22 protein-coding genes are annotated in these 24,511 nt (G+C 66.0%); 14 read left to right on the forward strand and 8 right to left on the reverse strand.

All coding sequences use genetic code 11. From position 1 onward, the window contains the following. The first annotated feature begins 20 nt into the window (after positions 1-20). From tig to clpX, 6 genes are all read left to right on the forward strand, one after another. Positions 21-1,427: a trigger factor gene (gene tig / locus ACPPVQ_RS09705; RefSeq protein ID WP_426521000.1), complete on the forward strand. Its 1,407-nt coding sequence runs from the start codon at positions 21-23 to the stop codon at positions 1,425-1,427. A 146-nt stretch (positions 1,428-1,573) separates the two neighbouring features. Beyond that, complete coding sequence (locus ACPPVQ_RS09710; protein ID WP_426521002.1) at positions 1,574-2,083, forward strand: tetratricopeptide repeat protein; 510 nt, start codon at positions 1,574-1,576, stop codon at positions 2,081-2,083. Between the two features lie 173 nt (positions 2,084-2,256). Further along, entirely contained in the window at positions 2,257-2,853 is a 597-nt protein-coding gene (locus ACPPVQ_RS09715; RefSeq protein WP_426521004.1) for an ATP-dependent Clp protease proteolytic subunit, read from the forward strand. Positions 2,854-2,879: 26 nt separating this feature from the next. Further along, positions 2,880-3,548: an ATP-dependent Clp protease proteolytic subunit gene (locus ACPPVQ_RS09720; protein WP_426521012.1), complete on the forward strand. Its 669-nt coding sequence runs from the start codon at positions 2,880-2,882 to the stop codon at positions 3,546-3,548. 10 nt (positions 3,549-3,558) lie between these two features. Next, positions 3,559-4,305: an AAA family ATPase gene (locus ACPPVQ_RS09725; RefSeq protein WP_426521014.1), complete on the forward strand. Its 747-nt coding sequence runs from the start codon at positions 3,559-3,561 to the stop codon at positions 4,303-4,305. A gap of 111 nt (positions 4,306-4,416) precedes the next feature. Then, positions 4,417-5,691: an ATP-dependent Clp protease ATP-binding subunit ClpX gene (gene clpX, locus ACPPVQ_RS09730; protein WP_426521016.1), complete on the forward strand. Its 1,275-nt coding sequence runs from the start codon at positions 4,417-4,419 to the stop codon at positions 5,689-5,691. A 9-nt stretch (positions 5,692-5,700) separates the two neighbouring features. On the opposite strand, the gene ACPPVQ_RS09735 is transcribed toward clpX, so the two are convergent. After that, entirely contained in the window at positions 5,701-7,002 is a 1,302-nt protein-coding gene (locus tag ACPPVQ_RS09735) for an ion channel protein (RefSeq protein WP_426521018.1), read from the reverse strand. 43 nt (positions 7,003-7,045) lie between these two features. Then, positions 7,046-9,085 (reverse strand): M3 family metallopeptidase, encoded by a 2,040-nt coding sequence (locus ACPPVQ_RS09740; RefSeq protein ID WP_426521020.1) that lies wholly within the window; start codon positions 9,083-9,085, stop codon positions 7,046-7,048. A 123-nt stretch (positions 9,086-9,208) separates the two neighbouring features. Here ACPPVQ_RS09740 and ACPPVQ_RS09745 point away from each other — a divergent pair, with 123 nt between their 5' ends. The 3 genes from ACPPVQ_RS09745 to ACPPVQ_RS09755 are packed head-to-tail and all read left to right on the forward strand — an operon-like array spanning position 9,209 to position 11,312. Then, positions 9,209-9,826 carry an ArsR/SmtB family transcription factor gene (locus tag ACPPVQ_RS09745; RefSeq protein WP_426521022.1) on the forward strand — a complete coding sequence of 206 codons (618 nt, stop codon included), beginning with the start codon at positions 9,209-9,211 and terminating at the stop codon, positions 9,824-9,826. Further along, positions 9,823-11,103, forward strand: coding sequence for an MFS transporter (locus tag ACPPVQ_RS09750; RefSeq protein WP_426521025.1), 1,281 nt, complete (start codon positions 9,823-9,825; stop codon positions 11,101-11,103). Before ACPPVQ_RS09745 ends, ACPPVQ_RS09750 begins: the two co-directional genes overlap by 4 nt. Continuing rightward, the gene (locus ACPPVQ_RS09755; protein WP_426521027.1) at positions 11,100-11,312 is read left to right on the forward strand and encodes a hypothetical protein; all 213 of its coding nucleotides are present in this window, start codon (positions 11,100-11,102) and stop codon (positions 11,310-11,312) included. The genes ACPPVQ_RS09750 and ACPPVQ_RS09755 overlap by 4 nt, the downstream gene beginning before the upstream one ends. Positions 11,313-11,315: 3 nt before the next feature. On the opposite strand, the gene ACPPVQ_RS09760 is transcribed toward ACPPVQ_RS09755, so the two are convergent. From ACPPVQ_RS09760 to ACPPVQ_RS09780, 5 genes are all read right to left on the reverse strand, one after another. Continuing rightward, entirely contained in the window at positions 11,316-11,582 is a 267-nt protein-coding gene (locus ACPPVQ_RS09760; protein ID WP_426521029.1) for a hypothetical protein, read from the reverse strand. Positions 11,583-11,584: 2 nt separating this feature from the next. Then, entirely contained in the window at positions 11,585-12,043 is a 459-nt protein-coding gene (locus tag ACPPVQ_RS09765) for an N-acetyltransferase family protein (protein ID WP_426521031.1), read from the reverse strand. A gap of 110 nt (positions 12,044-12,153) precedes the next feature. Continuing rightward, the gene (locus tag ACPPVQ_RS09770) at positions 12,154-12,600 is read right to left on the reverse strand and encodes an N-acetyltransferase family protein (RefSeq protein ID WP_426521033.1); all 447 of its coding nucleotides are present in this window, start codon (positions 12,598-12,600) and stop codon (positions 12,154-12,156) included. After that, positions 12,597-15,212, reverse strand: a complete 2,616-nt coding sequence (gene valS, locus ACPPVQ_RS09775; RefSeq protein WP_426521035.1) for a valine--tRNA ligase — start codon at positions 15,210-15,212, stop codon at positions 12,597-12,599. The genes ACPPVQ_RS09770 and valS overlap by 4 nt, the downstream gene beginning before the upstream one ends. A gap of 173 nt (positions 15,213-15,385) precedes the next feature. Next, entirely contained in the window at positions 15,386-16,747 is a 1,362-nt protein-coding gene (locus ACPPVQ_RS09780; protein ID WP_426521037.1) for an MFS transporter, read from the reverse strand. A 78-nt stretch (positions 16,748-16,825) separates the two neighbouring features. Between ACPPVQ_RS09780 and ACPPVQ_RS09785 the strand changes: the two genes are divergently transcribed. The 5 genes from ACPPVQ_RS09785 to ndk all read left to right on the forward strand — a co-directional run bounded on the left by ACPPVQ_RS09785 (position 16,826) and on the right by ndk (position 23,381). Next, the gene (locus ACPPVQ_RS09785; RefSeq protein WP_426521039.1) at positions 16,826-17,470 is read left to right on the forward strand and encodes a TetR family transcriptional regulator; all 645 of its coding nucleotides are present in this window, start codon (positions 16,826-16,828) and stop codon (positions 17,468-17,470) included. A gap of 224 nt (positions 17,471-17,694) precedes the next feature. Then, positions 17,695-21,114, forward strand: coding sequence for an isoleucine--tRNA ligase (gene ileS, locus ACPPVQ_RS09790; RefSeq protein WP_426521041.1), 3,420 nt, complete (start codon positions 17,695-17,697; stop codon positions 21,112-21,114). After that, positions 21,107-22,471 (forward strand): bifunctional folylpolyglutamate synthase/dihydrofolate synthase, encoded by a 1,365-nt coding sequence (locus ACPPVQ_RS09795; protein WP_426521043.1) that lies wholly within the window; start codon positions 21,107-21,109, stop codon positions 22,469-22,471. The genes ileS and ACPPVQ_RS09795 overlap by 8 nt, the downstream gene beginning before the upstream one ends. Further along, positions 22,468-22,965: a DUF4233 domain-containing protein gene (locus ACPPVQ_RS09800; RefSeq protein ID WP_426521045.1), complete on the forward strand. Its 498-nt coding sequence runs from the start codon at positions 22,468-22,470 to the stop codon at positions 22,963-22,965. The genes ACPPVQ_RS09795 and ACPPVQ_RS09800 overlap by 4 nt, the downstream gene beginning before the upstream one ends. Next, positions 22,962-23,381 (forward strand): nucleoside-diphosphate kinase, encoded by a 420-nt coding sequence (gene ndk, locus ACPPVQ_RS09805; protein WP_426521047.1) that lies wholly within the window; start codon positions 22,962-22,964, stop codon positions 23,379-23,381. Before ACPPVQ_RS09800 ends, ndk begins: the two co-directional genes overlap by 4 nt. A 226-nt stretch (positions 23,382-23,607) precedes the next feature. On the opposite strand, the gene ACPPVQ_RS09810 is transcribed toward ndk, so the two are convergent. After that, positions 23,608-24,207 (reverse strand): vitamin K epoxide reductase family protein, encoded by a 600-nt coding sequence (locus ACPPVQ_RS09810; protein WP_426521049.1) that lies wholly within the window; start codon positions 24,205-24,207, stop codon positions 23,608-23,610. Positions 24,208-24,511: the final 304 nt, after the last annotated feature.

Raw genomic sequence — 24,511 nt, forward strand, 5'->3', positions numbered from 1 at the left:
CTATCAGGAGAACCCAACACGTGAAGACCACGGTCGAAAAGCTCAGCCCCACACGCGCGAAGCTCACCATCTCGGTGACGCCGGAGGAGTTGAAGCCCAGCATCACCCACGCCTACGGGCACATCGCCGAGCAGGTCAACATCCCCGGCTTCCGCAAGGGCAAGGTTCCGCCGGCCATCATCGACCAGCGGGTCGGCAAGGCCGCCGTTCTCGAGCACGCGGTCAACGAGGGCCTCGACGGCTTCTACCGCCAGGCCGTCGAAGAGAACGAGCTGCGCACCCTCGGTCGCCCCGAGGCCGACATCACCGAGTGGCCCAACGAGAAGGACTTCTCCGGCGACCTGCTGCTCACCATCGAGGTCGACGTGCGCCCCGAGCTCACGCTCCCCGACTACAACAACCTCAAGATCACGGTCGACGCGGCCGAGGTCAGCGTCGATGACGTGGAAGAGGAGCTCGACGGCCTGCGCAGCCGCTTCGGCACTCTCGTCACGGTAGACCGCCCGGCCAGGACCGGCGACTTCGCCCAGATCGACCTGGTTGCCACGATCGGCGACCAGGAGGTCGACACCGCCAACAGCATCTCGTACGAGATCGGCTCCGGCGAGCTCATCGAGGGCATCGACGAGGCACTCGACTCACTGAGCGCGGGGGAGACCACCACGTTCGAGGCTCCGCTGATGGGTGGAGACCACGAGGGCGAGAACGCCCAGATCACGGTAACCATTTCCGCTGTCAAGGAGCGCGAGCTTCCCGAGGCCGACGACGACTTCGCCCAGATCGCGAGCGAGTTCGACACGATCGGCGAGCTCCGCAGCAGCCTGCGCACGCAGGTCGAGCGTTCCAAGACCTTCGGTCAGGGCGCGGATGCACGCAACCAGCTCGTCGAGAAGCTCCTCGAGCTCGTCGAGGTGCCGATTCCAGCCAAGCTCGTCGAAGACGAGGTGCACCGTCACCTCGAGAGCGAGAACCGCCTCGAAGACGACGTGCACCGCGCCGAGGTCACCGAGTCGAGCGAGCGCACCTTCCGCACGCAGATCCTTCTCGACGAGATCGCCCAGGCCGAGAACGTCAAGGTCAGCCAGGACGAGCTGACGCAGTACCTCATCCAGGGTGCGGCGCAGTACGGCATGGAGCCGAACGAGTTCGTTCAGGTGCTCAGCGAGAACGGGCAGATTCCGTCGATGGTCGGTGAGGTCGCCCGCAACAAGGCCCTCGCGATCGTTCTCGGCCGTGCCGACGTGACCGACACCAACGGCAACAAGGTCGACCTGGCCGAGTTCACGGCCGTCGACAACGGTGACGAAGACAGCGAGAACATCTTCGAAGAGGTCGTCGAGACCGCCGACGCTGCCGAAGCGGAAGAAGCCGCTGAAGAAGAGGCCGCCGAGGCTGAGAAGCCGGCCAAGAAGTCGAAGAAGAAGTAGCAGTACACAAGCGTGAACGGGCCGGGCATCGAACGATGTCCGGCCCGTTCTGCATGAGCCGGCCGCTGTAGTTGTCAAAGACGGTCAGTGCAACCCAGTGGCACTAGCCATTCTTGACAAATAGACGACAAGACGGGACGCCAACGATGAACGACTGGGATGCGCGGGTCAACGCGGTATGGACGCAGGCGGGCGCTCTCGGCGAGGATGCCGTCGTCGAACGCATCGATGAGCTCGTCGCCGAACGACCGGTGGACGACCCCCGCGCCGCATTCGAGGCGGCGGGAGCCCGCGACTACGCGGGCCTCGAAGCGGATGCCGAACCCCTCTACCGCCGCGCCCTCGCTCTCGGGCTCACCTCCCCGCACCGGGCGCAGGCGGTCATCCAGCTGGCCAGCACCCTCCGCAACCTGGGCCGCGCCGACGAAAGCGTCACGCTGCTCCGCGACGAGCTGGCCCAGCGTCCCGACGACGAACTCGCTGACGCCGTGCGCGCCTTCCTCGCGCTCGCGCTCGTGAGCGGAGGGGATGCGGTGGCCGGCGCATCCGTCGCCCTCGGAGCGCTCGCGTCACATCTCCCGCTCTACCGCCGGGCCGTCGCGGCGTACGCGGCCGAACTCGTCACCGGGCCGGCCGGAGATGGGGCTCAGGGTTGAGAAAGACTGGAGCCGCGAAGCGGCCTGTGCTGTTCACTGCCCACCGCACTGTGCTTGTTGGTTCGGCGTGGGCAGATGGCCGGCGCGGCTATCTGCCCACGGCGAACAGCGCGGATTCCGCCGCGCCGCTCCTATAGATTCGATTCCGAAGCGACAACGAAATGGAGCGAGACATGGCCGAATCGGGCATGCAACCGAGTGTTTTTGACCGACTCTTGAAGGACCGCATCATCTGGCTCGGGTCGGAGGTGCGTGACGAGAACGCCAACGAGATCGCGGCGAAGCTGCTCCTGCTCGCGGCAGAGGACTCCAAGCGGGACATCTACCTGTACATCAACTCGCCCGGCGGATCGATCACCGCGGGCATGGCGATCTACGACACGATGCAGTTCGTACCGAACGACATCGTCACCGTGGGAATCGGCATGGCGGCGTCGATGGGGCAACTGCTGCTGACGGCGGGCAGCAAGGGCAAGCGATACATCACGCCGAATGCGCGTGTTCTCCTCCACCAGCCCCACGGTGGGTTCGGTGGAACCGCGAGCGACATCCAGACCCAGGCAGCGCTCATCCTCGACATGAAGAAGCGCCTCGCCGAGATCACCGCCGCCCAGACGGGCAAGTCGGTGGAGCAGATCAACGCCGACGGCGACCGCGACCGGTGGTTCACCGCCCAGGAGGCGCTTGAGTACGGCTTCGTCGACCACATCCGCGAGACCGCGACCGAAGTCGTCGGCGGCGGCGGCACGGCCGGCTCGGAATCCAAGTAGAGACCACCGGAAGGAATAGGAAAGACATGAACATCCCCACTTTCGGCGGACAAGCGTTCAACGGGATCCAGGCCCCGGGCTCGCGGTACATCCTGCCGAGCTTCGAGGAGCGCACAGCCTACGGCTACAAGCGCCAGGACCCGTACGCGAAGCTCTTCGAGGACCGCATCATCTTCCTCGGAGTGCAGGTCGACGACGCGTCAGCTGACGACATCATGGCCCAGCTGCTCGTGCTCGAAAGCCAGGATCCCGACCGCGACATCGTCATGTACATCAACTCGCCCGGTGGCTCGTTCACCGCGATGACGGCGATCTACGACACGATGCAGTACATCCGCCCGCACATCCAGACGGTCGTGCTCGGCCAGGCTGCATCTGCAGCAGCCGTGCTGACCGCAGCCGGAACGCCGGGCAAGCGACTCGCCCTGCCGAATGCGCGCATCCTCATCCACCAGCCTGCCGTCGGCGAAGCCGGCCAGGGCCAGGCGTCGGACATCGAGATCCAGGCGAACGAGATCATGCGCATGCGCACCTGGCTGGAGGAGACGCTCGCGCGCCACTCCAACCGTTCGCAGGACCAGGTCAACAAGGACATCGACCGCGACAAGATCCTGTCCGCCGAAGAGGCGCTCGAGTACGGTCTCATCGACCAGGTGCTGACCAGCCGTAAGAACCTGCCGGCACTCGTCAAGTAGAGTCTCCGGCATGACCGAACGGGGCGATCGTCTGGACGACGATCGCCCCGTTCGTCGCGTCAGGGCGTACCAGGATGCTCCGTGGGACCCCGACGTCTGGCCGGCGACGATCCCGGCCGTCGCCCAGGTGTTGCTCGAGGGGCTCGAACTCGCGAGCGGTGTGACATTCCTGGTCGGCGAGAACGGAAGCGGCAAGTCCACGCTCGTCGAGGGCATCGCGACTGCGTACGGGCTGCCGGCCGAGGGCGGCAGCAATCAGGGCTCCCACGTGACGCGTGCGTCGGAATCGCCCCTGGGCGAATGGCTGTTGGTCGAAAGGAGCCCAACAGCCGCGCGATGGGGCTTCTTTTTGCGCGCTGAGACGATGCACGGCTATTACACCTACCTCGAAGCGCTCGGTGGTCCGGATGCCGTGCTGCACTCGCTCAGTCACGGCGAGTCGTTCAATGAGCTGCTTCAGACGAAACTCAATCACCCGCAGTTCGTGGCCGGGCTCATCGTGCTCGACGAACCCGAAGCCGCCCTGTCCTTCGAGTCGACTCTGCGCTGGCTCGCCAATCTCAACGAGATGGTGAAGCGGGGAACACAGGTGCTCTGTGCGACCCATTCGCCGATTCTCGCCTCGCTGCCGGGTGCCCGCCTGCTGGAGACAGGAGAGTGGGGGATCCGTGAGAGCACGTGGGAAGACCTGGAGATCGTGCGGCACTGGAAGTTCTACCTCAGCGACCCGCAGCGGTATCTCCGGCACCTGCTGTGACGCGAATCGCTGACGGCGAACGCGCCGAAAGACCAATTGCGGCACGGGTGCCCATCTTTGTCGCAAGCACAGGCTAGGCTCGGAGAAAGTACCCAAGGAGGAGGGTGACGGATGGCTCGCATAGGGGAAAGCGCCGATCTGCTCAAGTGTTCCTTCTGTGGCAAGAGCCAGAAGCAGGTCCAGCAGCTCATCGCCGGTCCGGGCGTCTACATCTGCGACGAGTGCGTGGAACTCTGCAACGAGATCATCGAGGAGCGTCTCGCCGAGGCCGGCGAAGAAGCCAGCAGCGAGTTCGACCTTCCGAAGCCGAAAGAGATCTTCGGCTTCCTCGAGGAGTACGTGATCGGCCAGGAAGCCGCCAAGCGGGCACTGGCCGTCGCCGTCTACAACCACTACAAGAGGGTTCGTGCCCGGTCGACGATCACGTCCGCCGACACGATCGACGACATCGAGATCGCCAAGAGCAACATCCTCCTCATCGGCCCGACCGGTTGTGGCAAGACCTACCTCGCACAGACCCTCGCGAAGCGTCTCAACGTTCCGTTCGCGGTCGCCGATGCCACCGCGCTCACCGAGGCGGGCTACGTCGGCGAAGATGTCGAGAACATCCTGCTCAAGCTCATCCAGGCCGCGGACTACGACGTCAAGCGGGCTGAGACCGGCATCATCTACATCGACGAGGTCGACAAGATCGCCCGCAAGGCCGAGAACCCGTCGATCACGCGCGACGTCTCAGGTGAGGGCGTGCAGCAAGCGCTCCTCAAGATCCTCGAGGGCACAGTGGCTTCGGTCCCGCCGCAGGGCGGTCGCAAGCACCCGCATCAAGAATTCATCCAGATCGACACCACGAACGTCCTGTTCATCGTCGCCGGAGCGTTCGCGGGTCTCGAAGACATCATCTCCCAGCGCGCGGGCAAGAAGGGCATCGGCTTCGGCGCCCCGCTGCACAGCAAGGGTGACGACATGAACCTCTTCAGCGAGGTTCTTCCCGAAGACCTGCACAAGTTCGGTCTCATCCCCGAATTCATCGGCCGGCTCCCCGTCGTGACCACGGTGACGCCGCTCGACCAGAGCGCGCTGATGCAGATCCTCACCGAGCCGAAGAATGCTCTCGTGCGCCAGTACCAGCGCATGTTCGAACTCGACGGCGTCGAACTCGATTTCGAGCACTCGGCCCTCGAGGCGATCGCCGACCTCGCCGTGCTCCGCAAGACGGGAGCGCGCGGTCTTCGGGCGATCATGGAAGAGGTGCTGGGGCCGATCATGTTCGAGGTTCCCTCGAGCAGCGAAGTCGCCCGCGTCGTCGTCACCCGTGAAGCGGTGCTCGAGAACGCCGCACCGACGATTGTCCCTCACCGCCCCCGTCGCGAAGAGAAATCCGCCTGACCCTGAGAGTCACGCACTCGTCGGCGACGGCGAAGGCTTATCGGCAACAGGCGGTTCGGCCGCGGGAATCAGCATCAACGGTGCCCGCGAAACCATGAGCCAGGTCGGCAACACGATCAGGCACAGCAGCGGAAGCATTGCCGCCGAGCCTGTCACGGCAGCAGCGACGAAAAGCGCCACCCACCCGTCCCGGGCGATTGCAAGCGTCAGGCCGAGGATTCCGCACCCCACCGCCACAGCCAGCGGAACGGAAGGGACCACCGCATTCGCCAGGACGCCCACCGCCGAACCGATGAAAACCGCCGGGAAGATTCGCCCACCCCGGAAGCCCGCGGACGCGGCGACGACGAGAGCGACCACCTTGACAGCGACGATCCCGAGAAGCTGCCAACCCGAGAACTCGGCGCGACCCTGCACGAGCTCACTCATCTGCGCGAGCCCCTTGAACAGTGTGATCGGGCCGCCGATCGCACCGAGGACGCCGAGTACGGCGCCGCCAAGGGTGATGTACAGGACCGGATTTCCGATGCGGTGAAAGAACCGGTGCACGAGCGGGAACAGGAACACCGCGACCAGCCCGATGGCGGTCGCGACCACGCCGATGATCAGGCCGGAAAGCAGATCCACCGGCTGGATCGTGGTGTAGGCGGGCATCGGCACCAGGAAGGTCGGATGATCGAGCAGCGTCATCGTGATCGACCCCGCCCCTGCGGCCACCAACGGAAGGAAGAGCCGATCCCAGAGGGCACCACCGGTCTTCAGTGCCGCCACGATTCCCGTGAAGACGAGCGCCGCCGCCACCGGTGTGCCGAAGAGAGCGCCGATGGTTCCGGCCCCGGTGATCAGGATGATGAGGTTGCTGGGGATGCGCGGCCACAGTCGTGCCATCAGCGCGACCAGGAGCGCAGCGTTGATGGCGATGATCGGGTTCTCGGGGCCGAGGCTGACACCCCCGGCCAGGCCGAGAACGGTGACGACGATGAGCGAGGGGAGCACGCCCAGCCTCAGCGGCGGTGCCATGAGTTCGGTGGTCGCGGTGTCCGGGCCCCCATGACCCGGCACGAACCGGACGACCAGGCCGACAGCAAGACCCGTGAGCGTGAGCACGCCGAAGATCCACCACCCCGACGAACCGTCGATGCCGAGCGCCTTCGGCAGGTTCGTCCACACGCCGTCGTCGACGAGTGCGGAGACCTCGTCAAGGGCCCACAGAACGAGCGCGGACACCACGCCGATCAGGACCGCTGGGATCGCCAGCCTCACCAGCGTCCGAAGAGGGAGATCGGTATTCGATGCCGGTTGATCCGTCATGGTGCCCCATTCGTCGGTGTTACCCCTGTGGTGTGGCGGCTGGTCAGCTGTCGAGTCCGCGCCGTTTCAGGAGCGGCTCGATCACCGCATCCCGGCCCCGGAAATCCCGGTACGCCTCGAGCGGATCCTTCGAACCGCCGACCCCGAGAAGCCGCATACGGAAGCGGTCACCGTTGTCGCGTTTCAGTCCGCCGTTCTCCTTGAACCATTCGACCGTATCGGCGTCGAGCACCTCGCTCCAGATGTAGGAGTAGTACCCCGCGTCGTAGCCGCCCGAGAAGGTGTGCGCGAAGTAGGTGCTGGCATAACGTGTCGGGACGGCGGGGTTGTCGAGTCCGACGCGAGCGAGCGCATCAGCTTCGAACGCCGAGACGTCAGCGACGGAGGCGTCGGCCGTGATCGTGTGCCAGGCCTGGTCGAGGAGGGCGGCAGCAAGGTATTCACTCGTCTTGAAGCCTTCGTTGAACGACGACGAGGCATTCAGTTTGTCCACCAGCTCGTCGGGCATCCGCTCGCCGGTCTCGTGGTGGACGGCGTAATTCTCGAGGATCTCGGGCCAGAGCATCCACATTTCGTTCACCTGGCTCGGGAACTCGACGAAGTCGCGGAAGACGTTCGTGCCGGCGAACTTCGGGTAGGTGACGCGGGCGAACAGGCCGTGCAGGGCGTGACCGAACTCGTGGAAAAGGGTGTTGGTCTCGTCGTAGGTGAGAAGGGTGGGCTCACCGGCTGCCGGCTTCGGCACGTTCAGGTTGTTGACGACGACGGTCGGGTTGCCGAGCAGGGCGGACTGCGAGATGAGGGGATTCATCCATGCGCCGCCGCGCTTGGAGTCGCGGGTGTAGAGGTCGAGAATGTACAGGCCGAGGGGGGAGCCGTCTTCGTTCGTGACCTCGAAGACCCGCGCATCCGGGTGGTAGGCGACAAGGTCGGCGCGCTCGGCGAAGGTGATGCCGTACAGTCGCGTCGCTGCGTAGAACACGCCGTCGCGCAGCACGCGTTCGGCTTCGAAGTATGGCCGCATCGCAGCGACGTCCACGTTGTATTTCGCCTGTCGCACCTTCTCGGTATAGAAGGCCCAGTCCCAGCTCTTGAGGGCGTCACCGTCACCGATCTGCTGCTGAAGGTCCGCCTGTTCGGCGCGCGCGTTGCGCGCCGCCGCGGGGGCCAGGCGGCCCAGCATGTCGGCGACGGCCTGCGGGTTCTTGGCCGTCTCGTCGGCCGTCACATACGCTGCGTGGGTGTCGAAGCCCAGGAGGCGGGCACGCTCGGCCCGCAGTCTGGTGATCTCGAGCACCAGGTTGCGATTGTCATTGTCGCCACCGCGGATGCCGCGCGAACGCGACGCAGTCATGATGCGCTCACGAAGCCCCCGGCTCGTGAGCCCGGCAAGGAACGGATGCCCGGTCGGGAGCACGAGCGTGATGACGAATTTACCATCGAGCCCTCGTTCACGTGCGGCCTCCGCTGCTGCCGAGATCTCGCCTTCTGCGAGGCCGTCGAGTTCAGAGGCATCATCCACGACGACGGCGAGGTCGTTCGTGTCGGCGAGCAGGTTCTTCTCGAAGCGGGTCGTGAGGGTGGACAGTCGCTGGTTGTACTCTGTGAGTTTCTCTTTGTCCTCGTCGCTCAGACCGGCGCCGGCCAACGTGAACTCCGTGAAGTACCGGTGCACGAGGTAGGTCGACTCGTCGTCGAGGCCGAGCGTGTCGAGTTGATCGTGGAGCGCCTTGATCCGAGCGTAGAGCGCAGGGTCGAGCTTGATCGCGTCGTCATGGGCAGCGAAGAGGGGAGCGATCTCCTCTTCGAGCGCGTTCGTGGTGTCGTTGCTGTCGGAGGAGCTCTTGTTGTAGAAAGCCTCGGCTACGCGCTGGAGGATCTGGCCGCCCTTCTCGAGCGGAATCATCGTGTTCTCGAAGGTCGGCGGGTCCGACTGCGCGGTGACCGCCCTGACTTCGGCCAAGTGCTCCTCGAATCCCCGCTCGAATGCCGGACGGTAGTGCTCGTCACGGATCTCCGCGAACGGCGGTAACTGGTAGGGGAGGGTGCTCGGTGCGAAGAAAGGGTTGGTCGATTCTGCCATTGCCCCAGCCTAGGACCGCGGGCGATTGCGCTGTGCAAACCTTTCATTGCAAACTATCCATTGCAAATGAATGATTGCAAAGAAACACTTGCAAAGAAAGCTTTGCATCGCTAATCTGGAGCCATGAGCGATTCAGGCGAGAACCCGAAGCCGGCCGGCGGACGCTACCCGCCCCTCAGCATCGACGCGCTGCGTGCACTCGCGCATCCGCTCCGGGTCCAGATCATGAACGAGCTCTCCGATTTCGGACCGCTGACGGCGAGCGGCCTCGCGTCCCGCCTCGGGGAGTCGAGCGGAGCAACCAGCTACCACCTGCGCCAGCTGGCCAAACACAACATCATCCGCGAGGTCGAAGGCAAAGGCTCTGCCCGTGAACGATGGTGGGAGATCATGCCCGGCGGAGTCTCCATCGGGTCGCCCGAGACGTTCGAGACCAGGGCGGGCCGTGAGGCGACGGAACTCATCTCGCGCGAATGGCAGCTCAACAACGAACGGCGGCTGTCGGCGTTCATGCGCTATGGTCTCGACACGTTCGGGATGCACTGGGTGGAGTCCTCGCTGCTGTCAACCGCCCACCTCAAGCTCACCCCCGAACAGCTCAAGGCGTTCGGCGAGGAATACCAGCAGATTCTGGCGGCACTAACCGCGAAGTACAGAGAACAGGAGACGCCCGGCGCCCGCCGTACGCAGATCCAGTTCAACGCCTTCCCGCTGATCGACGAAGCGAGTGACGACGCATGAGCGCTCCTACCGTTCTGGACAAGCCGCGGCGCGCTCCGCTCAGCGCGGGGTTCAACCGGCTCTGGAGTGCCGCCATCGCGAGCAACCTGGCCGACGGACTCGGGCGCACGGCCGTTCCGCTGATCGCGACGACCCTGACGCGCGATCCTGCACTCATCGCGGGGCTCACCGCCGTCACCTACCTTCCGTGGCTGATCTTCGGTATCCCTGCCGGAATGCTTCTCGACCGCGTCGACCGGCGCATCGCGATGGCGGTAGCCAACACCCTCCGGTTCGCTGTCGCCGCTCTGCTGTCCGGCCTGATCGCGACCGACCAGCTCACCATCTGGTGGCTGTACGCGTGCGTACTGCTGTTCGGGATGGGCGAGACCGTCTTCGACAATGCCACGACCACCGTGGTGCCGAGCCTCGTCACGCGCGACCAGCTCGATCGGGCGAACGGCCGCATGCAGTCGGCTGAGATCGTCGTGCAGAACTTCATCGCGACGCCGATCGCAGGCTTTCTCTTCGCCGTCGCGATCGGCCTTCCGATCTGGCTGACGGGCAGCGGCTTCCTCATCGCAGGCCTCCTCGCCCTGGCTATCCCTGCGGCTGCCGCGCGTGGTTTCGCGTCCGGCCGTGCGGAAGACAGCGAAGGTAAGGCGCTGAGGCCGAGCTTCGGCGCCGTCGTCTCGTTCCTTATCCACCAGCGTTTCCTCCGGAACATGATCGTCGTCACCTCTATTACGGCGTCGGCCCTTGCGTTCGCACAGGGGAGCGTCGTGCTGCTCCTGCTGCAGACCTTCTCCGTGCCGGCGGCCGCGATCGGCGTCGTGACGGCTGCGGTAGGCGTGGGTGCACTTATCGGCGCGCTCACCTCGAGCATCTTCGTGAGCCGGTTCGGGCGGGGTCGCGTGATGTTCACCGCAGTCCTCGTCGGTGGAGTCGGCCTGCTCGGGGTGGGTCTGACCGCCAATCTCTTCGTGGCGATCGGCGCCTATGCGATCGGAGCATTCGGTGTCGCCGTCTGGAACGTGCCGTGGGGGGCCCTGCGCCAGGCCATTGTGCCGTCCGACATGCTCGGTCGCGCGATGGGAATCATCAGGACGATCGGCTGGGGACTCACGCCGATCGCCACGATCCTGGGCGGCTTCGTCGCCCGGATCGACCTCAGGCTTCCGTTCGTGATCGGCGGCGGGGTCGTCGTCGTGCTCGCGCTCATCGCGTCCCGACTCCTGTTGTCTGCCGGTACCCAGGTACCGCAACACGTGAACGAAACGGAAGGGGACGCATCATGACCGTCATCCCGTACTCCAGGACCACACACCACCGGTCGACCACTCCGACCCGGGTCGACCGTGCACTGATCAGTGCCGGGACCGCCATCGCAGCATGGGGCGCCCACAGGGCCGCACGCCGCGCCATCGCCGGCTACGCCGACCAGACGGCCGTGTTCGAGGGCCTCCGTGAGAGGGCGGCACGCGACCTGCCGATGCTGCCCCGCTAGAGCTCAGTCTTCGTCGAACTCGTCGGGTTCGTGGTCGACAGGCTGGGTGATCGTTGCAGAATCCTCGGTCGCGTTGTAGCGGATCACCGTGCCGTCATCGAGCTCGACGACCGGCCTGCCTTCGAGCCAGGTCAGCGTCCAGCGCCACGTGACCGTGTCGACATCAAGCGCGACCAGCTCTTCTTCAACCGTGGAAACGGCGTAGGCGACCACTTCAGGAAGCGACTCCGGAGCGTCTCCGCCGACCGGCCAGCGCGTGCCGAGTTGCATGGCTACAGCGCGATCTCGTAGGTCACCCACGGTGTGCGGGTGCCCAGCTCCTCATAGAGGCGGATGGCCGTCTCGTTGTCGGGCGCGGTGATCCACTGCACGACGCCGAGCTTGCGCTCCTGGGCGATTCCGCGCACGGCCTCGATGAGCGCCTTGCCTGCTCCGTGGCCCCGCGACGGCTCATCGACATAGAGGTCGTCGAGGAACAGGCCGCGATCGGTCTCGAGCGGCCGGGCGAACTCCCTGAAATGTACGAGTCCGACCAGCTGGTTCTCTTCGCCGGCCTCGTCGTCGACCGCGACCAGCGCGTTCTCCTCATGCCCGGGGTCGATCAGCCAGCTCCAGACGAGGAGTGCCTTCTCATCCGTGAGAGCGGTCTCGTAGAACGCGGCATACTTCTCGTACAGGCCGAGCCAAGCGAAGAAATCGCCGTCCGCGGCCGGTCGAACCGTTATCGACATTGGTGCCTCCTGTCGCCAAACCCCGCAGGCTGAGAGTCATTACTGCTCCCGACCCTATCGCGCACGCGCGCCCACGGTCGATGTTTGAGACGGTGAGGTTTCACCGTCGGTCACGGTACGAGGTCGTAGGTGACCCAATCCGTCTTTTGCGCGACGCGATCGTACACCCGCTGTGCAGCGTCGTTGTCGGCCGCGGTGATCCATCGCACGACGGACAGTCCCTCGTCTCGGGCGCGCACCTTGAGCGACTCGAGAATGGCCGTGGCCGCGCCCTCGCCGCGCGCATCCGGAGTGACGAACAGGTCGTCGAGGAAGAGCCCGCGGCTGCCGGCGAGCGGCCTGGCGAACACGCGCACGTGGGCGAGCCCGATCGGGTCGCCTGCGTCGTTCAGTGCGAAATAGGCCTCGAGCTCGTGTGTGGGATCGGTCAGCCAGCTCCACACCAGCACGGCCTTCTCGTCGGTCAGCGGCGTTTCGTAGAACTCGCCGTATCCGCTGTACAGGTCAAGCCAGGTGAAGAACTCACCGTCGTCGACGCGACGAACGGTCGTTGTCATCGGGACTCCTCGGTCTGGGGGACGGGCGCAAGCAGGATATCGGTCACCACCAGCGCATCATCGGATTCGAGCCGCAGGTCGGCGATTCGCCCCACCGCTTTCAGGTCGTCGGCGGCGAGACGGAGCGCTGCGATCGCGTCGTCGGGGCCTGCAACGACGGCGAGGTCGACGAGTGTCTTCTGCGACGCTTTCGCGTCGGTCTTCGCCCGGCGGATGCCCGTCAGGGCCTGGCTGGCGAACGACAGAACCGCGGACACATCGTCCCAGTCGCCGGTCAGCTCGGATGCCGTCGGCCAGGCCGCGTGGTGCACCGAACCTTCGTTGAACCACGACCAGGACTCCTCTGTCGCGAAGGGCACGACAGGGGCGAACAGGCGGAGCAGGGTCGCGAGGGCGGTACGGAGGGCGACGACGGCAGAGACCTGCCCGGGGCCGGCTTCCGAGTACGCGCGCTCCTTGACCAGCTCGAGGTAGTCGTCGCAGAACGCCCAGAAGAAGGTCTCGGCCTGCTCGAGCGCCCGTGCGTGGTCGTACCCGTCGAGGGCATCCGTCGCCTCGGCCACAACGGTCGCGAGCTGCTGCAGCATGCTGCGGTCGAGCGGCTGGGTCACGAGGTCCAGGTGCGCGGATGCAGGTGCCTCGAAGCCGAGGATGAACTTGGCCGCATTCAGGATCTTGATCGCAAGGCGGCGACCGATCTTGATCTGGGTCGGGTTCTGGGGATCGAAGGCCGCGTCGGTTCCCAGGCGGCTCGATGCAGCCCAGTAGCGCACCGCATCCGAACCGTGCTGTTCGAGGATGTCGACCGGCGTCACGACGTTGCCCTTCGACTTCGACATCTTCTTGCGGTCGGGGTCGACGATGAAGCCGGAGATCGCCGCGTGCGCCCACGGAGCGACCCCGTGTTCGAGCTGCGATCGGAGCACGGTCGAGAACAGCCAGGTGCGGATGATGTCCTGCGCCTGCGGTCGCAGGTCGAACGGGTAGACGGCCCGGAAGAGCTCGTCGTCGCGCATCCACCCGCCGGCCAGCTGCGGGGTGAGGGACGACGTCATCCAGGTGTCCATGACGTCGTGCTCGCCGATGAAACCGCCGGGCTGGTTGCGCTGGGTCTCGTCGAAGCCCGGGGCGGCATCCGACGACGGATCGACGGGAAGGCTCTCCACCGATGGGAGGATCGGCTGGTCGAACACCGGGTTGCCGTCCGCATCGAGGGGATACCAGATCGGGATGGGCACACCGAAGAAGCGCTGGCGCGAAATGAGCCAGTCGCCGGAGAGGCCGCCCACCCAGTTCTCGTAGCGCACGCGCATGAAGTCGGGATGCCAGTCGAGGCCCCGCCCGAGTTCGATCAGCCGGGCTCGCAGCTCCTCGTCGCGCGCACCGTTCTTCACGTACCACTGGCGGGTCGAGACGATCTCGAGCGGCTTGTCGCCCTTCTCGAAGAACTTGACGGGGTGCGTGATCTGGCGTGGGTCGCCGATGAGGTCCCCGGACTCGTTCAGGAGTTCGACGACGGCCTGCTTGGCCGAGAAGATCGTCTTGCCGGCCAGCTCGGCGTACGCCGCCCTGCCCGCGTCGGTGGTGATCGCATACGGAGCTTCGGAGACGATGCGGCCGTCGAAACCGATGATCGCGCGGTTCGGAAGGTCGAGTTCGCGCCACCACACCACATCCGTGATGTCGCCGAAGGTGCAGATCATGGCGATGCCGGTGCCCTTGTCGGGCTGAGCGAGATGATGGGCGAGCACGGGGACCTCGACGCCGAACACCGGGGTGGTGACGGTGGTGCCGAACATGGCCTGGTAGCGCTCGTCATCGGGATGCGCGACCAGGGCCACACACGCCGGGAGCAGTTCGGGCCGGGTGGTCTCGATGAACACCGGGCCGTCTGCTCCGTGGAAGGAGACGCGGTGGTAGGTGCCGGGCTGCTCCCGGTCTTCGAGCTCGGCCTGGGCGACCGCCGTGCGGAACGTCACATCCCAGAGGGTCGGCGCCATCGCCTGGTAGGCCTCACCGCGCTCGATGTTGCGCAGGAAGGCGAGCTGCGAGGTGTGGAGCGCCTCGGTCCCGATGGTGCGGTAGGTCTGCGACCAGTCGACCGACAGGCCCAGGGAGCGCCAGAGCGCCTCGAATTGCTTCTCGTCCTCGACGGTGAGCCGCTCGCAGAGCTCGATGAAGTTGCGGCGGGAGACCGGCAGCTGGTCGGCCGCCTTGGAGCTCTTGTTGTCGCCGCCCTCGAACGGCGGGGTGAAGGCCGGGTCGTAGGGGAGAGACGGGTCGCAGCGGACTCCGTAGTAGTTCTGCACGCGGCGTTCGGTCGGCAGGCCGTTGTCGTCCCAGCCCATCGGGTAGAAGACGTGCTGGCCGCGCATGCGGTGATAGCGGGCGACGATGTCGGTGTGCGTGTAGCTGAACACGTGGCCGATATGCAGCGAGCCCGACGCGGTCGGCGGCGGGGTGTCGATGGAGTAGATGCACTCACGGTCGGTCGCGGCGAGGGCGTTCGCGCGGTCGAAGAGGTATGCACCGTCGGACTGCCAGCGGCCGCCCCACTTCGCTTCGAGCCCCTCGAGGGCGGGCTTGTCTGGCACAGGATTGACGGCGCTCATGGTTCTCCGAATCGATATATGCGGCACCGTGTCAATGGAGGGGTGCCTGAGTGTGCGGTGTTCCAAGGCTACCGGACACACGGAGCCTCGTACCGAACGTGCCCGTTCCGGACGACGGTGCGCTGCGAGGCAGGCACGCTCGCCCGGAACGGGCACGCTGGTGATCGGTCGGGCTACGCGTTCGCCGGAGCGGCCTCCGCGGGCGCGGGGAGCGGCAGCTCGTCGATGATCGGCTTGCGCCGGACCGCGAAGCCTGCAGACACCAGGGTGATCACCGACATGATCGCCAGGATGATGCCGGGGTGCCACCACGCGTTACCGGTGGCGTGACCGAGGGTGAGGGTGACCGCCGGGATGAACGCGGTCAGCAGTGCGGCGATGCTGTACGCCACGGAGAGCGCGCTGTAGCGGTTCCTGCTCGGGAAGAGGTCGGACATCAGGCCGCCGAGACCGGCCCAGGACAGGGTCGGCAGGATGCCGCCGATGATCATCGTTCCGACCAGGATCGGGAACGTCGCGAACTGCAGGAACCAGTACATCGGGAAAGTGATGAGGAGGGTGCCGACGGCCCCGATCGCCACCACGCGTGCAGAGCCGATACGGTTCGCCCACACCCCGAAGAGCGGAATGGTGACCAGCTGCAGCAAGCCGCCGATCGTCGTGGCGATCAGGAGGTCGTTGAAACTGAAACCGAGTGTGCTCGTGCCGTAGTTGACCATGTAGGTGTTCATCAGTGAGTACGACCCGATCCCGAGCACGGCCGCGCCGATCGCGATGATGAACGGCACGGGCGAGTTGCGGAGTACATCGGCGAGCGGGAAACGGTCACGGCTGTTCGTCGCGACGAGCTGCTTGAAGACCGGCGTCTCGTCGATCGACCAGCGCAGGTACAGCGACACGAGCAGGAGCGGGATCGCGGTGAGGAACGGGATGCGCCAGCCCCACTCTGCGATCTGCGCCTGGGTGAGCATGAGGGGGAGTGCGATGAAGACGAGCGCGCTCAGGATGGAGCCGACCGGCGATCCGAGCTGCGGCAGCGACGCGTAGAACCCGCGGCGCTTCGGATTCGCGTACTCGGTCGCGAGCAGGATCGATCCGCCCCACTCGCCGCCGAGTGACAGCCCCTGGATCAGCCGGAGAAGGACGAGGGCGATCGCGCCGAACCAGCCGGCGACGGCGTAGGTCGGCAGGAGCCCGACGAGGCCGGTGCTCACGCCCATGATGCTGATCGTGATCAGCAGCGTCGCGCGGCGTCCGATGCGGTCGCCGAGGTGGCCGAAGACGATGGCCCCGAGCGGGCGGATGACGAACCCGGCCGCGATCGTCAGGAACGCGGCGAGTACTTCGCCGAACGTGCCGAGCGGCGCGAAGAAGAGTGGGCCGACGAAGAAAGCGCTGAAGTACGCGAAGAGGTAGAAGTCATACGATTCGAGCGAAGTGCCCACGAACGACGCGATGGTCACGCGTCGTGCGGTGCCGGGGGTGATCCCTGGACGATCGGTCTCGCTGAACGTCAGGGTGTCGGATGAACTCACGAACGGTCCTTGTCTCTTGTCGCTTGTGGCGGTCTTAGTATTTGGATCGGGTCCAATAATAGGCATGAGGGGTAACGCATGAGCGCAGCGGACAATTCCCGTGCCCCGCGCAACGGCTCCGGCCGGCCGAGGGCGTCATCCCGTGCCATGCTCGCCGAGGCCGCGGCCGAGCTCTTTCTCGAGCAGACCTATGCGGGAACGACGATCGACCAGATCGCGCAGCGGGCCGGCGTGAGCAGGAACACCTTCTTCAACTATTTCCCGGCGAAGAGCGACGTGCTCTGGTACGAAGTCGACGACGCGCTCCGCCAGTTCGGCGACATCCTCTTATCGGTGCCCGACGAGGTGCCGGTGATGACTGCCGTGCGCAGCGCGATCCTCTCGCTCGCCGGAGACTTCAGTCCGTCACGGGTGCCGATCGCACTCACCCAGTTCGACCTGATGGGCACGAGCGCCGAACTCGAATCGTCGGCGCTTTCGCGGTTCCTCGCTGTGGTGCGCCAGCTCAGCGTCGACATCGGACGCCGGCTGGGCACGCAACCCGGCACGCTGGAACCGCAGGCGATCGCCACGGCGGTGATCGGGGCGGCCGTCGCGGCGGCGGGGGTGTGGGCGCGTGCCGGGGTCCATCGGGGTGCCCTGACACCCTATGTCGCCGACGCGGTCACGCCCGTCTGCTCCGGCTATCAGGCCATGCTCGATCGTCAGGCGGCGACCCGCTAGAATCGAAGGCACAGACGTCGACCCGGCCATCACCGGTGAGTCTTCGGAAGAACGGCGCAGCAGCACGCGCCCAGTAGAACCGAACGGGGCTGGCCCGTCACAGCCAAGGAACAAGCGGTCGCGCTACGCCGAAGGGGGCATTGCGCGGCAAGCGGGGTGGTACCGCGACACGCGCCTCGAGCGCCTGGCGTCCTCGTGCAGACACAGAACCTGCCAGGAGAGAAATGCCGTACCCCAAGTCGAACCCCGGCGACGAGCAGCCGGAAGCGCGCGGCGTCACGCCGTCGCCGAACTTCCCCGAGATCGAGACGGACGTCCTCGAATTCTGGAAGAAGGACGGCACCTTCCGCGCATCCATCGACAACCGCGCCGATGCGCCGGAGTGGGTCTTCTACGACGGCCCACCCTTCGCCAACGGACTCCCGCACTACGGCCACCTGCTCACCGGGTACGCGAAAGACGTGTTCCCTCGGTTCGAGACCATGCGCGGGCGCAAGGTCGAGCGTCGCTTCGGCTGGGACACCCACGGGCTGCCCGCCGAACTCGAGGCGGAGCGGCAACTCGGCATCACCGACAAGAGCCAGATCGAAGAGATGGGCATCGCCGTCTTCAACCAGGCCGCGCGGGACTCGGTACTGCGTTACACCCGCGAATGGCGCGAGTACGTGACCCGGCAGGCACGGTGGGTCGACTTCGACAACGACTACAAGACGCTCGACGTCAACTACATGGAGTCGGTCATCTGGGCGTTCAAGCAGCTGCACGACAAGGGGCTCGCCTATGAGGGCTACCGGGTGCTGCCCTACTGCTGGCGCGACCAGACCCCGCTGTCGAACCACGAACTGCGTATGGACGACGACGTCTACAAGATGCGGCAGGATCAGACCGTCACTGTGACCTTCCCGCTCGTCGGCGAGAAGGCGGAGGCGATGGGCCTGACCGCCGTGCGCGCGCTCGCCTGGACGACGACGCCGTGGACGCTGCCGACGAACCTCGCGCTGGTGGTCGGTCCGGACATCCAGTACGCCGTCGTGCCTGCGGGGCCGAACGGCGCTGCAGACGGCACCGGCAACCCCGAGCACGAGGATTTCGGGGCGGAGTACCTCCTCGCCGTCGACCTCGTCGGCAACTACGCCAAGGACCTCGGATACGCTTCGGCCGCCGACGCCCTCGCAGCGGTGACCCGCCGCATCCGGGGTTCTGAACTCGAAGGCGTGCACTACGACCGTCTGTGGGACTACTACGCGGACGAAGCGACGTACGGCACGCAAAACGCGTGGCAGATACTCGTCGACGACTATGTGACCACCGAAGACGGCACCGGCATCGTGCACCAGGCCCCGGCCTACGGCGAAGACGACCAGCGCGTCTGCGAGGCGGCGGGCATCCCCGTCATCATCTCCGTCGACGACGGAGCGCGATTCCTGCCGGTCGTCGAAGATGTTGCCGGCCTCCAGGTGTTCGAAGCGAACAAGCCACTCACCAAGCTGCTCCGCGAAGGCGGCCGCCTGCTGCGCCAGGCGAGCTACGAGCACTCCTACCCGCACTGCTGGCGGTGCCGCAACCCGCTCATCTACAAGGCCGTGTCCAGTTGGTTCGTGCGCGTCTCCGACATCCGCGACCGTATGGGCGAGCTCAACCAGGAGATCACCTGGGTTCCCGAGAACGTCAAAGACGGCCAGTTCGGCAAGTGGGTGGGCAATGCCCGCGACTGGTCGATCTCCCGCAACCGGTACTGGGGTTCGCCCATCCCGGTGTGGAAGAGCGACGACCCCGCCTACCCGCGCGTCGACGTCTACGGTTCGCTGGCCGAGATCGAGGCCGACTTCGGCAGGCTGCCCGTCGGAACGGACGGCCAGCCCGACCTCCATCGCCCGTACATCGACGAGTTGACCCGGCCCAACCCCGACGACCCGACGGGCCGCTCGACGATGCGCCGCATCCCCGACGTGCTCGACGTCTGGTTCGACTCCGGGTCGATGCCGTTCGCCCAGGCGCACTACCCGTTCGAGAACCACGACTGGTTCGACTCGCACAACCCGGCAGACTTCATCGTCGAGTACATCGGGCAGACGCGTGGCTGGTTCTACCTGCTGCACGTGCTCTCCACCGCGCTGTTCGACCGCCCGGCGTTCAAGAACGTGATCAGCCACGGCATCGTGCTCGGCAACGACGGGCAGAAGATGTCCAAATCCTTGCGCAACTACCCGGATGTGAACGAGGTGTTCGACCGTGACGGCTCGGATGCGATGCGCTGGTTCCTGATGGCGAGCCCGGTGCTGCGCGGTGGCAATCTGATCGTCACCGAGGAGGGCATCCGCGAAGGGGTCCGGCAGGTGCTCCTGCCTTTGTGGAGCACGTGGTACTTCTTCTCGCTCTACGCCAACGCCAGCGGCGGGTCCGGCTCGGAAGGCTACGAAGCCCGCTGGCGCACCGACTCGACCGACGTTCTCGACCGCTACCTGCTGGCGAAGACACGCGACCTGGTCGAGGAGGTCACGATCGACCTCGAGGCGCTCGACAGCACCCTTGCGGCGGCCAAGCTCCGCGACTTCGCGGATGTGCTCACCAACTGGTACGTGCGCCGCTCGCGCGATCGCTTCTGGACCGGCGTCGTCGACGACGGTGAGAACAGCGAGGCGTTCGACACCCTGTTCACTGTGCTCGAGACGTTCTGCCGTGTGGCAGCTCCCCTCCTTCCGCTCGTCACCGAACGGATCTGGCAGGGCCTGACCGGCGGGCGCAGCGTGCACCTGGCCGACTGGCCGGACGCGGGGCTCTTCCCGGCCGACGACGAACTCGTCGACGCGATGGACCGCATCCGTGCGATCAGTTCGACTGTGCTGTCACTGCGCAAGCAGGCGGGGCTGCGGGTGCGCCTGCCGCTCGCGAGGCTCACCGTCGTCGCGCACAACGCACAGGCGCTGACTCCCTTCGAGTCGATCCTGCGCGACGAACTCAACGTGAAGGCCGTGAACCTGGTCGAGGTGCACGAATCCAGCGCGGCCGACTACGGCATCACCAGCAGGCTCACGGTCAACGCGCGTGCTGCCGGCCCCCGGCTCGGCAAAGAGGTGCAGCGCGTGATCCAGGCTGCCCGCGCCGGAGACTGGTCCGAGATCGACGGTGTCGTCACGGCGGGCGGCATCGAGCTCGCCGCAGGCGAATTCGACCTCGTGCTCGAAACCGCCCAGGCCGTTGACGCGACCGGCACGGCACTCGCTCTGCTCGACGGTGGCGGTTTCGTGATCCTCGACACCGAGACGACGGCCGACCTCGAGGCCGAGGGGCTTGCGCGCGACGTCATTCGCGCTGTTCAGGACACCCGGCGCGCCGCGGGGTTCGACGTGAGCGATCGCATCCGGCTCGACCTGGTGTTCTTCGACGACGCGGATGCGGCGGCGATCAGCCGCGTAACCGACGTCGACATCGCAGCCGAAACGCTGGCGCTCGAGACCACCTTCAGCTGGCCGGAGAGCCACCCGTCGATCGGGGCCTTCGCGCGCCAGATCCCGTCGGAATGGCTGGCGAGCGTCGTCGAGCACGACGCCGCGTTCTACCAGGACTTCGCCGCCGGCCAGTTCGCCAATTCCGGCCGATTCATCGTGGCGGTCACCCGCCTGGACGGGAGCATCGATGTCTGACAACGACGACTTCACCGCTGCGGGCGACGCGGTCTACCAGGCTCTTCTCACCCGACTCGGCGAAGCCAGCCCGCAGCCGAGGCTCGCGGCGACGCGTCGTGCAGTCGAACTGCTCGGCGACCCGCAAAGGGCATACCCGATCATCCACGTGACCGGCACGAACGGCAAGACGAGCACGAGCAGGATCGCTGAGAGCATCCTGCGGGCGTACGGCCTGCGGACCGGACTGTTCACCAGTCCGCACCTGGTGCGATTCAACGAGCGGATCACCATCGACGGCCAGCCCATCGGCGACGAGGCCCTCGCGCGCAACTGGGACGACATCCAGCCCTACCTGCAGATCGTGGACAGCGAACTCGAGACCGCAGGGGAGCTGCCGCTCACCTTCTTCGAAGCGATGACCGTTCTCGCGTTCGCCTGCTTCGCGGATGCGCCGGTCGACGTCGCCGTCATCGAAGTCGGCATGGGAGGCGAATGGGATTCGACGAACGTGGGTGACGGACAGGTCGCAGTGTTCACGCCCATCTCCCTCGATCACACCAAGCGCCTGGGCAACACGATTGCCGAGATCGCGCGCACGAAGTCGGGAATCATCAAGCCGGCGGCCGACGTCGTCAGTGCGGTGCAGGTGCCTGAGGCGCTTCGTGAGCTCGAACAGGCGGTCGAGCTGACGGAGTCGACGCTCGCGGTTCAGCCGGCTGCCTTCGACGTCGTGCAGACCGCTGTCGCCGTCGGCGGTCAGCTCGTGACCATCCGCGGGCGCGCCGCGACGTACACCGACATCTTCCTTCCGCTCTATGGCGACCACCAGGCGCAGAATGCCGCCGTCGCCGTCGCAGCTGTCGAAACCTTCCTGGGGCGCGGCACGATGCCGCTCAACCCCGAACTCGTCGAAGAGGGTCTGGCCGAGGCCACGTCGCCGGGGCGCCTGCAGCTGATCGGCATCGAGCCGACCGTGCTGGTCGACGCGGCACACAACCCGAGTGGAGCGGCGACACTGGCTGCCGCGCTCCGCACCTATTTCGACTTCGACGAGATCGCCTTCGTGGTCGGCGTGCTCGCCGACAAAGACGCCGTCGGCATCATCCGTGAACTCGCCCCGCTCGCGACCCGATTCCACGCCACCCGGTCCGGGTCGGAGCGGACGATCGACCACGAGGTTCTGGGTGACCTCGTGCTCGCAGCGACGAACGTGGAATCCACGTACGTCTTCGCCGACCTCGAGGATGCGATCGAACGTGCCCGGGAATGGGCGGCGGAGGAACCGCGTCGTGCGGTCGTCGTCACCGGTTCGATAACGCTCGTGGGCGACGCGATGGCGATCGCTGCGGAACGCGACTGGAAGACGGCGTCATGAGCGACGCATCCGGAACGCCGGGCGCAGGCGACGCCGAGGCGGAGGCGGGCACGCCTGCCGAAGGTGTTCGTGCTCCGCGACGTGCTCGCCGCACCCGCACGATGCGCGAATCCCTGGGTTCGATCGTGCTCGGCTTCGAGCTGATCGTCGTCTTTCTCGGCGCGCTCGTCCTGTTCGGGCTCAAGAGCCTGCCGGCCGCCGTCGCGCTCGGCGGGGGAGCGGCACTCGTCATCCTGATGATCGTTGCGATCGCCCTGCTGCGGTACCCCGTCGGCATCATCCTCGGATGGGCGGTCCAGGTCATCGTGATCGCTGCAGGGCTGCTCGTCCCGGCCTTCTACATCGTGGGGGCCATCTTCGCTGCGATGTGGATCTACTGCATGATCGTCGGCGGCAGGCTCGACCGCCGTGACCGGCGCGCGCGAGAAGCCGCCGCCCACCCCGACCCAGAGACCGATAACGAATCCCCCAGTGGAACGGAGAAAACAGAATGACCACCACCGTCGAAGAGACCCTGGTACTCGTCAAGCCCGATGGCGTCGCGCGCAATCTGACCGGTGAGATCCTCCGCAGGATCGAAGCGAAAGGCTATGCGCTCGTCGACATCCGGATGCTGCAGGCCGACCGCGACCTCCTCGCCCGGCACTACGAGGAGCACGAAGGCAAGCCGTTCTACGAGCCGCTCGTCGAGTTCATGGAGAGCGGGCCGATCGTGGCCATCCGCGTCGCGGGCAACCGCGTGATCGAGGGATTCCGCTCGCTCGCCGGGGCCACTGACCCGACGACTGCGCTTCCGGGAACGATTCGCGGCGACCTCGCCCGGGACTGGGGCCTCCGGGTGCAGCAGAACCTCGTGCACGGCAGCGACTCGCCGGAGTCAGCGAAAAGGGAGCTCGCGCTCTGGTTTTAACACCTCCGAAGCGCAGCTTCGTCGGCGCTGGCGTCGCGGAATCGCGGTGCGATCCTTTCAGCTCCAGCGCGGGGCTAGCGCTCTGGTTCTAGAACCTCCGAAGCGCAGCTTCGTCGGCGCTGGCGTCGCGGGATCGCGGTGCGATCCTTTCAGCTCCAGCGCGGGGCTGGCGCTCTGGTTCTAGAACCTCCGGAGCGCAGCTTCGTCGGCGACGCCCGCGGAGTCGTCAGAGGCGGTGGAGCCAGTCGAGCTGCACCTGGGCGATGACGGCGACGACGATGTAGCAGGCGAGCGTGATCAGCGGCACCCAGCCGTACCAGGCGGCGGCAAGCCGGCGAACGGATGCCGGAACCGGAATATTGCCCGTCTTCAGGTTGTAGAGGGTCACCAGCCAGAACGTGGGGATGGTGACAGCCCAGGTGAGCATGCACCATGGGCACAGCACGAAGAGCTGGTAGATGCTCGTGTAGATCAGGAAGATCACCAGCGCCAGGGCAGCGACCACGCCGAGGTTGAACAGCAGCCAGTACCAGCGCGCGAAACGTGCGCCCGCGAGGATGCCGACGCCGACCGAGATCGTGGCCGTCCATCCTGCGATGCCGAGGATGGGGTTCGGGAAGCCGAGAAGCGAACCCTGCCACGATTCGAGGTTCTTGCTGCAGCCCACCAGCACGCTGATGTTGCACGACAGCTGGGCGTGTGGATTGGCCAGTACGGCGAACTTGTCGAGCGTCAGCTGGAACGCAGCCCAGAAGCCGATGAGCCCCGCGACGATAAGCGAAATGGCGAGGACAGTCGGACGTTTGGCTGGCTCAGTCAGTGACACCCTCGGATTATGGCATATCACCGTGGACGTAACGGCGGGGTGCGCACGGACGTGAGTGCGGTCGTGCGATAATTGAGGGGAAGTCTCCCGGGCCGCGCTCGGAGAGGCGCCAAAGAAGGCTTTTTGGGCGTCGATACGCCCAGCAGTGGTCGGTCAGAGTGACCGACAGTCAGACATTGAGACAGTGTGATCAGAGCCAAGAGCCGGTCGCACGTGTAAAGGATTGGCGGAAACGGCGCTCAGCGTGGTTTCCGCTCTGGAGAGTACCCGGGCAGGTGGCGCGGTCGCCCACCCGGTTGAGGAG

Origin of the sequence: Leifsonia sp. McL0618 (assembly GCF_049994905.1) — a bacterium.
Taxonomy (GTDB): domain Bacteria; phylum Actinomycetota; class Actinomycetes; order Actinomycetales; family Microbacteriaceae; genus Diaminobutyricibacter.

What these genes read in the sequence shown, in the direction of transcription:
- ACPPVQ_RS09710 (WP_426521002.1), top strand. Translation starts at nt 1,574, where the DNA reads ATGAACGACTGGGATGCGCGGGTCAACGCGGTATGGACGCAGGCGGGC.
- ACPPVQ_RS09715 (WP_426521004.1), top strand. Translation starts at nt 2,257, where the DNA reads ATGGCCGAATCGGGCATGCAACCGAGTGTTTTTGACCGACTCTTGAAG.
- ACPPVQ_RS09720 (WP_426521012.1), top strand. Translation starts at nt 2,880, where the DNA reads ATGAACATCCCCACTTTCGGCGGACAAGCGTTCAACGGGATCCAGGCC.
- ACPPVQ_RS09725 (WP_426521014.1), top strand. Translation starts at nt 3,559, where the DNA reads ATGACCGAACGGGGCGATCGTCTGGACGACGATCGCCCCGTTCGTCGC.
- clpX (WP_426521016.1), top strand. Translation starts at nt 4,417, where the DNA reads ATGGCTCGCATAGGGGAAAGCGCCGATCTGCTCAAGTGTTCCTTCTGT.
- ACPPVQ_RS09735 (WP_426521018.1), bottom strand. Translation starts at nt 7,002, where the DNA reads ATGACGGATCAACCGGCATCGAATACCGATCTCCCTCTTCGGACGCTG.
- ACPPVQ_RS09740 (WP_426521020.1), bottom strand. Translation starts at nt 9,085, where the DNA reads ATGGCAGAATCGACCAACCCTTTCTTCGCACCGAGCACCCTCCCCTAC.
- ACPPVQ_RS09745 (WP_426521022.1), top strand. Translation starts at nt 9,209, where the DNA reads ATGAGCGATTCAGGCGAGAACCCGAAGCCGGCCGGCGGACGCTACCCG.
- ACPPVQ_RS09750 (WP_426521025.1), top strand. Translation starts at nt 9,823, where the DNA reads ATGAGCGCTCCTACCGTTCTGGACAAGCCGCGGCGCGCTCCGCTCAGC.
- ACPPVQ_RS09755 (WP_426521027.1), top strand. Translation starts at nt 11,100, where the DNA reads ATGACCGTCATCCCGTACTCCAGGACCACACACCACCGGTCGACCACT.
- ACPPVQ_RS09760 (WP_426521029.1), bottom strand. Translation starts at nt 11,582, where the DNA reads ATGCAACTCGGCACGCGCTGGCCGGTCGGCGGAGACGCTCCGGAGTCG.
- ACPPVQ_RS09765 (WP_426521031.1), bottom strand. Translation starts at nt 12,043, where the DNA reads ATGTCGATAACGGTTCGACCGGCCGCGGACGGCGATTTCTTCGCTTGG.
- ACPPVQ_RS09770 (WP_426521033.1), bottom strand. Translation starts at nt 12,600, where the DNA reads ATGACAACGACCGTTCGTCGCGTCGACGACGGTGAGTTCTTCACCTGG.
- valS (WP_426521035.1), bottom strand. Translation starts at nt 15,212, where the DNA reads ATGAGCGCCGTCAATCCTGTGCCAGACAAGCCCGCCCTCGAGGGGCTC.
- ACPPVQ_RS09785 (WP_426521039.1), top strand. Translation starts at nt 16,826, where the DNA reads ATGAGCGCAGCGGACAATTCCCGTGCCCCGCGCAACGGCTCCGGCCGG.
- ileS (WP_426521041.1), top strand. Translation starts at nt 17,695, where the DNA reads ATGCCGTACCCCAAGTCGAACCCCGGCGACGAGCAGCCGGAAGCGCGC.
- ACPPVQ_RS09795 (WP_426521043.1), top strand. Translation starts at nt 21,107, where the DNA reads ATGTCTGACAACGACGACTTCACCGCTGCGGGCGACGCGGTCTACCAG.
- ACPPVQ_RS09800 (WP_426521045.1), top strand. Translation starts at nt 22,468, where the DNA reads ATGAGCGACGCATCCGGAACGCCGGGCGCAGGCGACGCCGAGGCGGAG.
- ndk (WP_426521047.1), top strand. Translation starts at nt 22,962, where the DNA reads ATGACCACCACCGTCGAAGAGACCCTGGTACTCGTCAAGCCCGATGGC.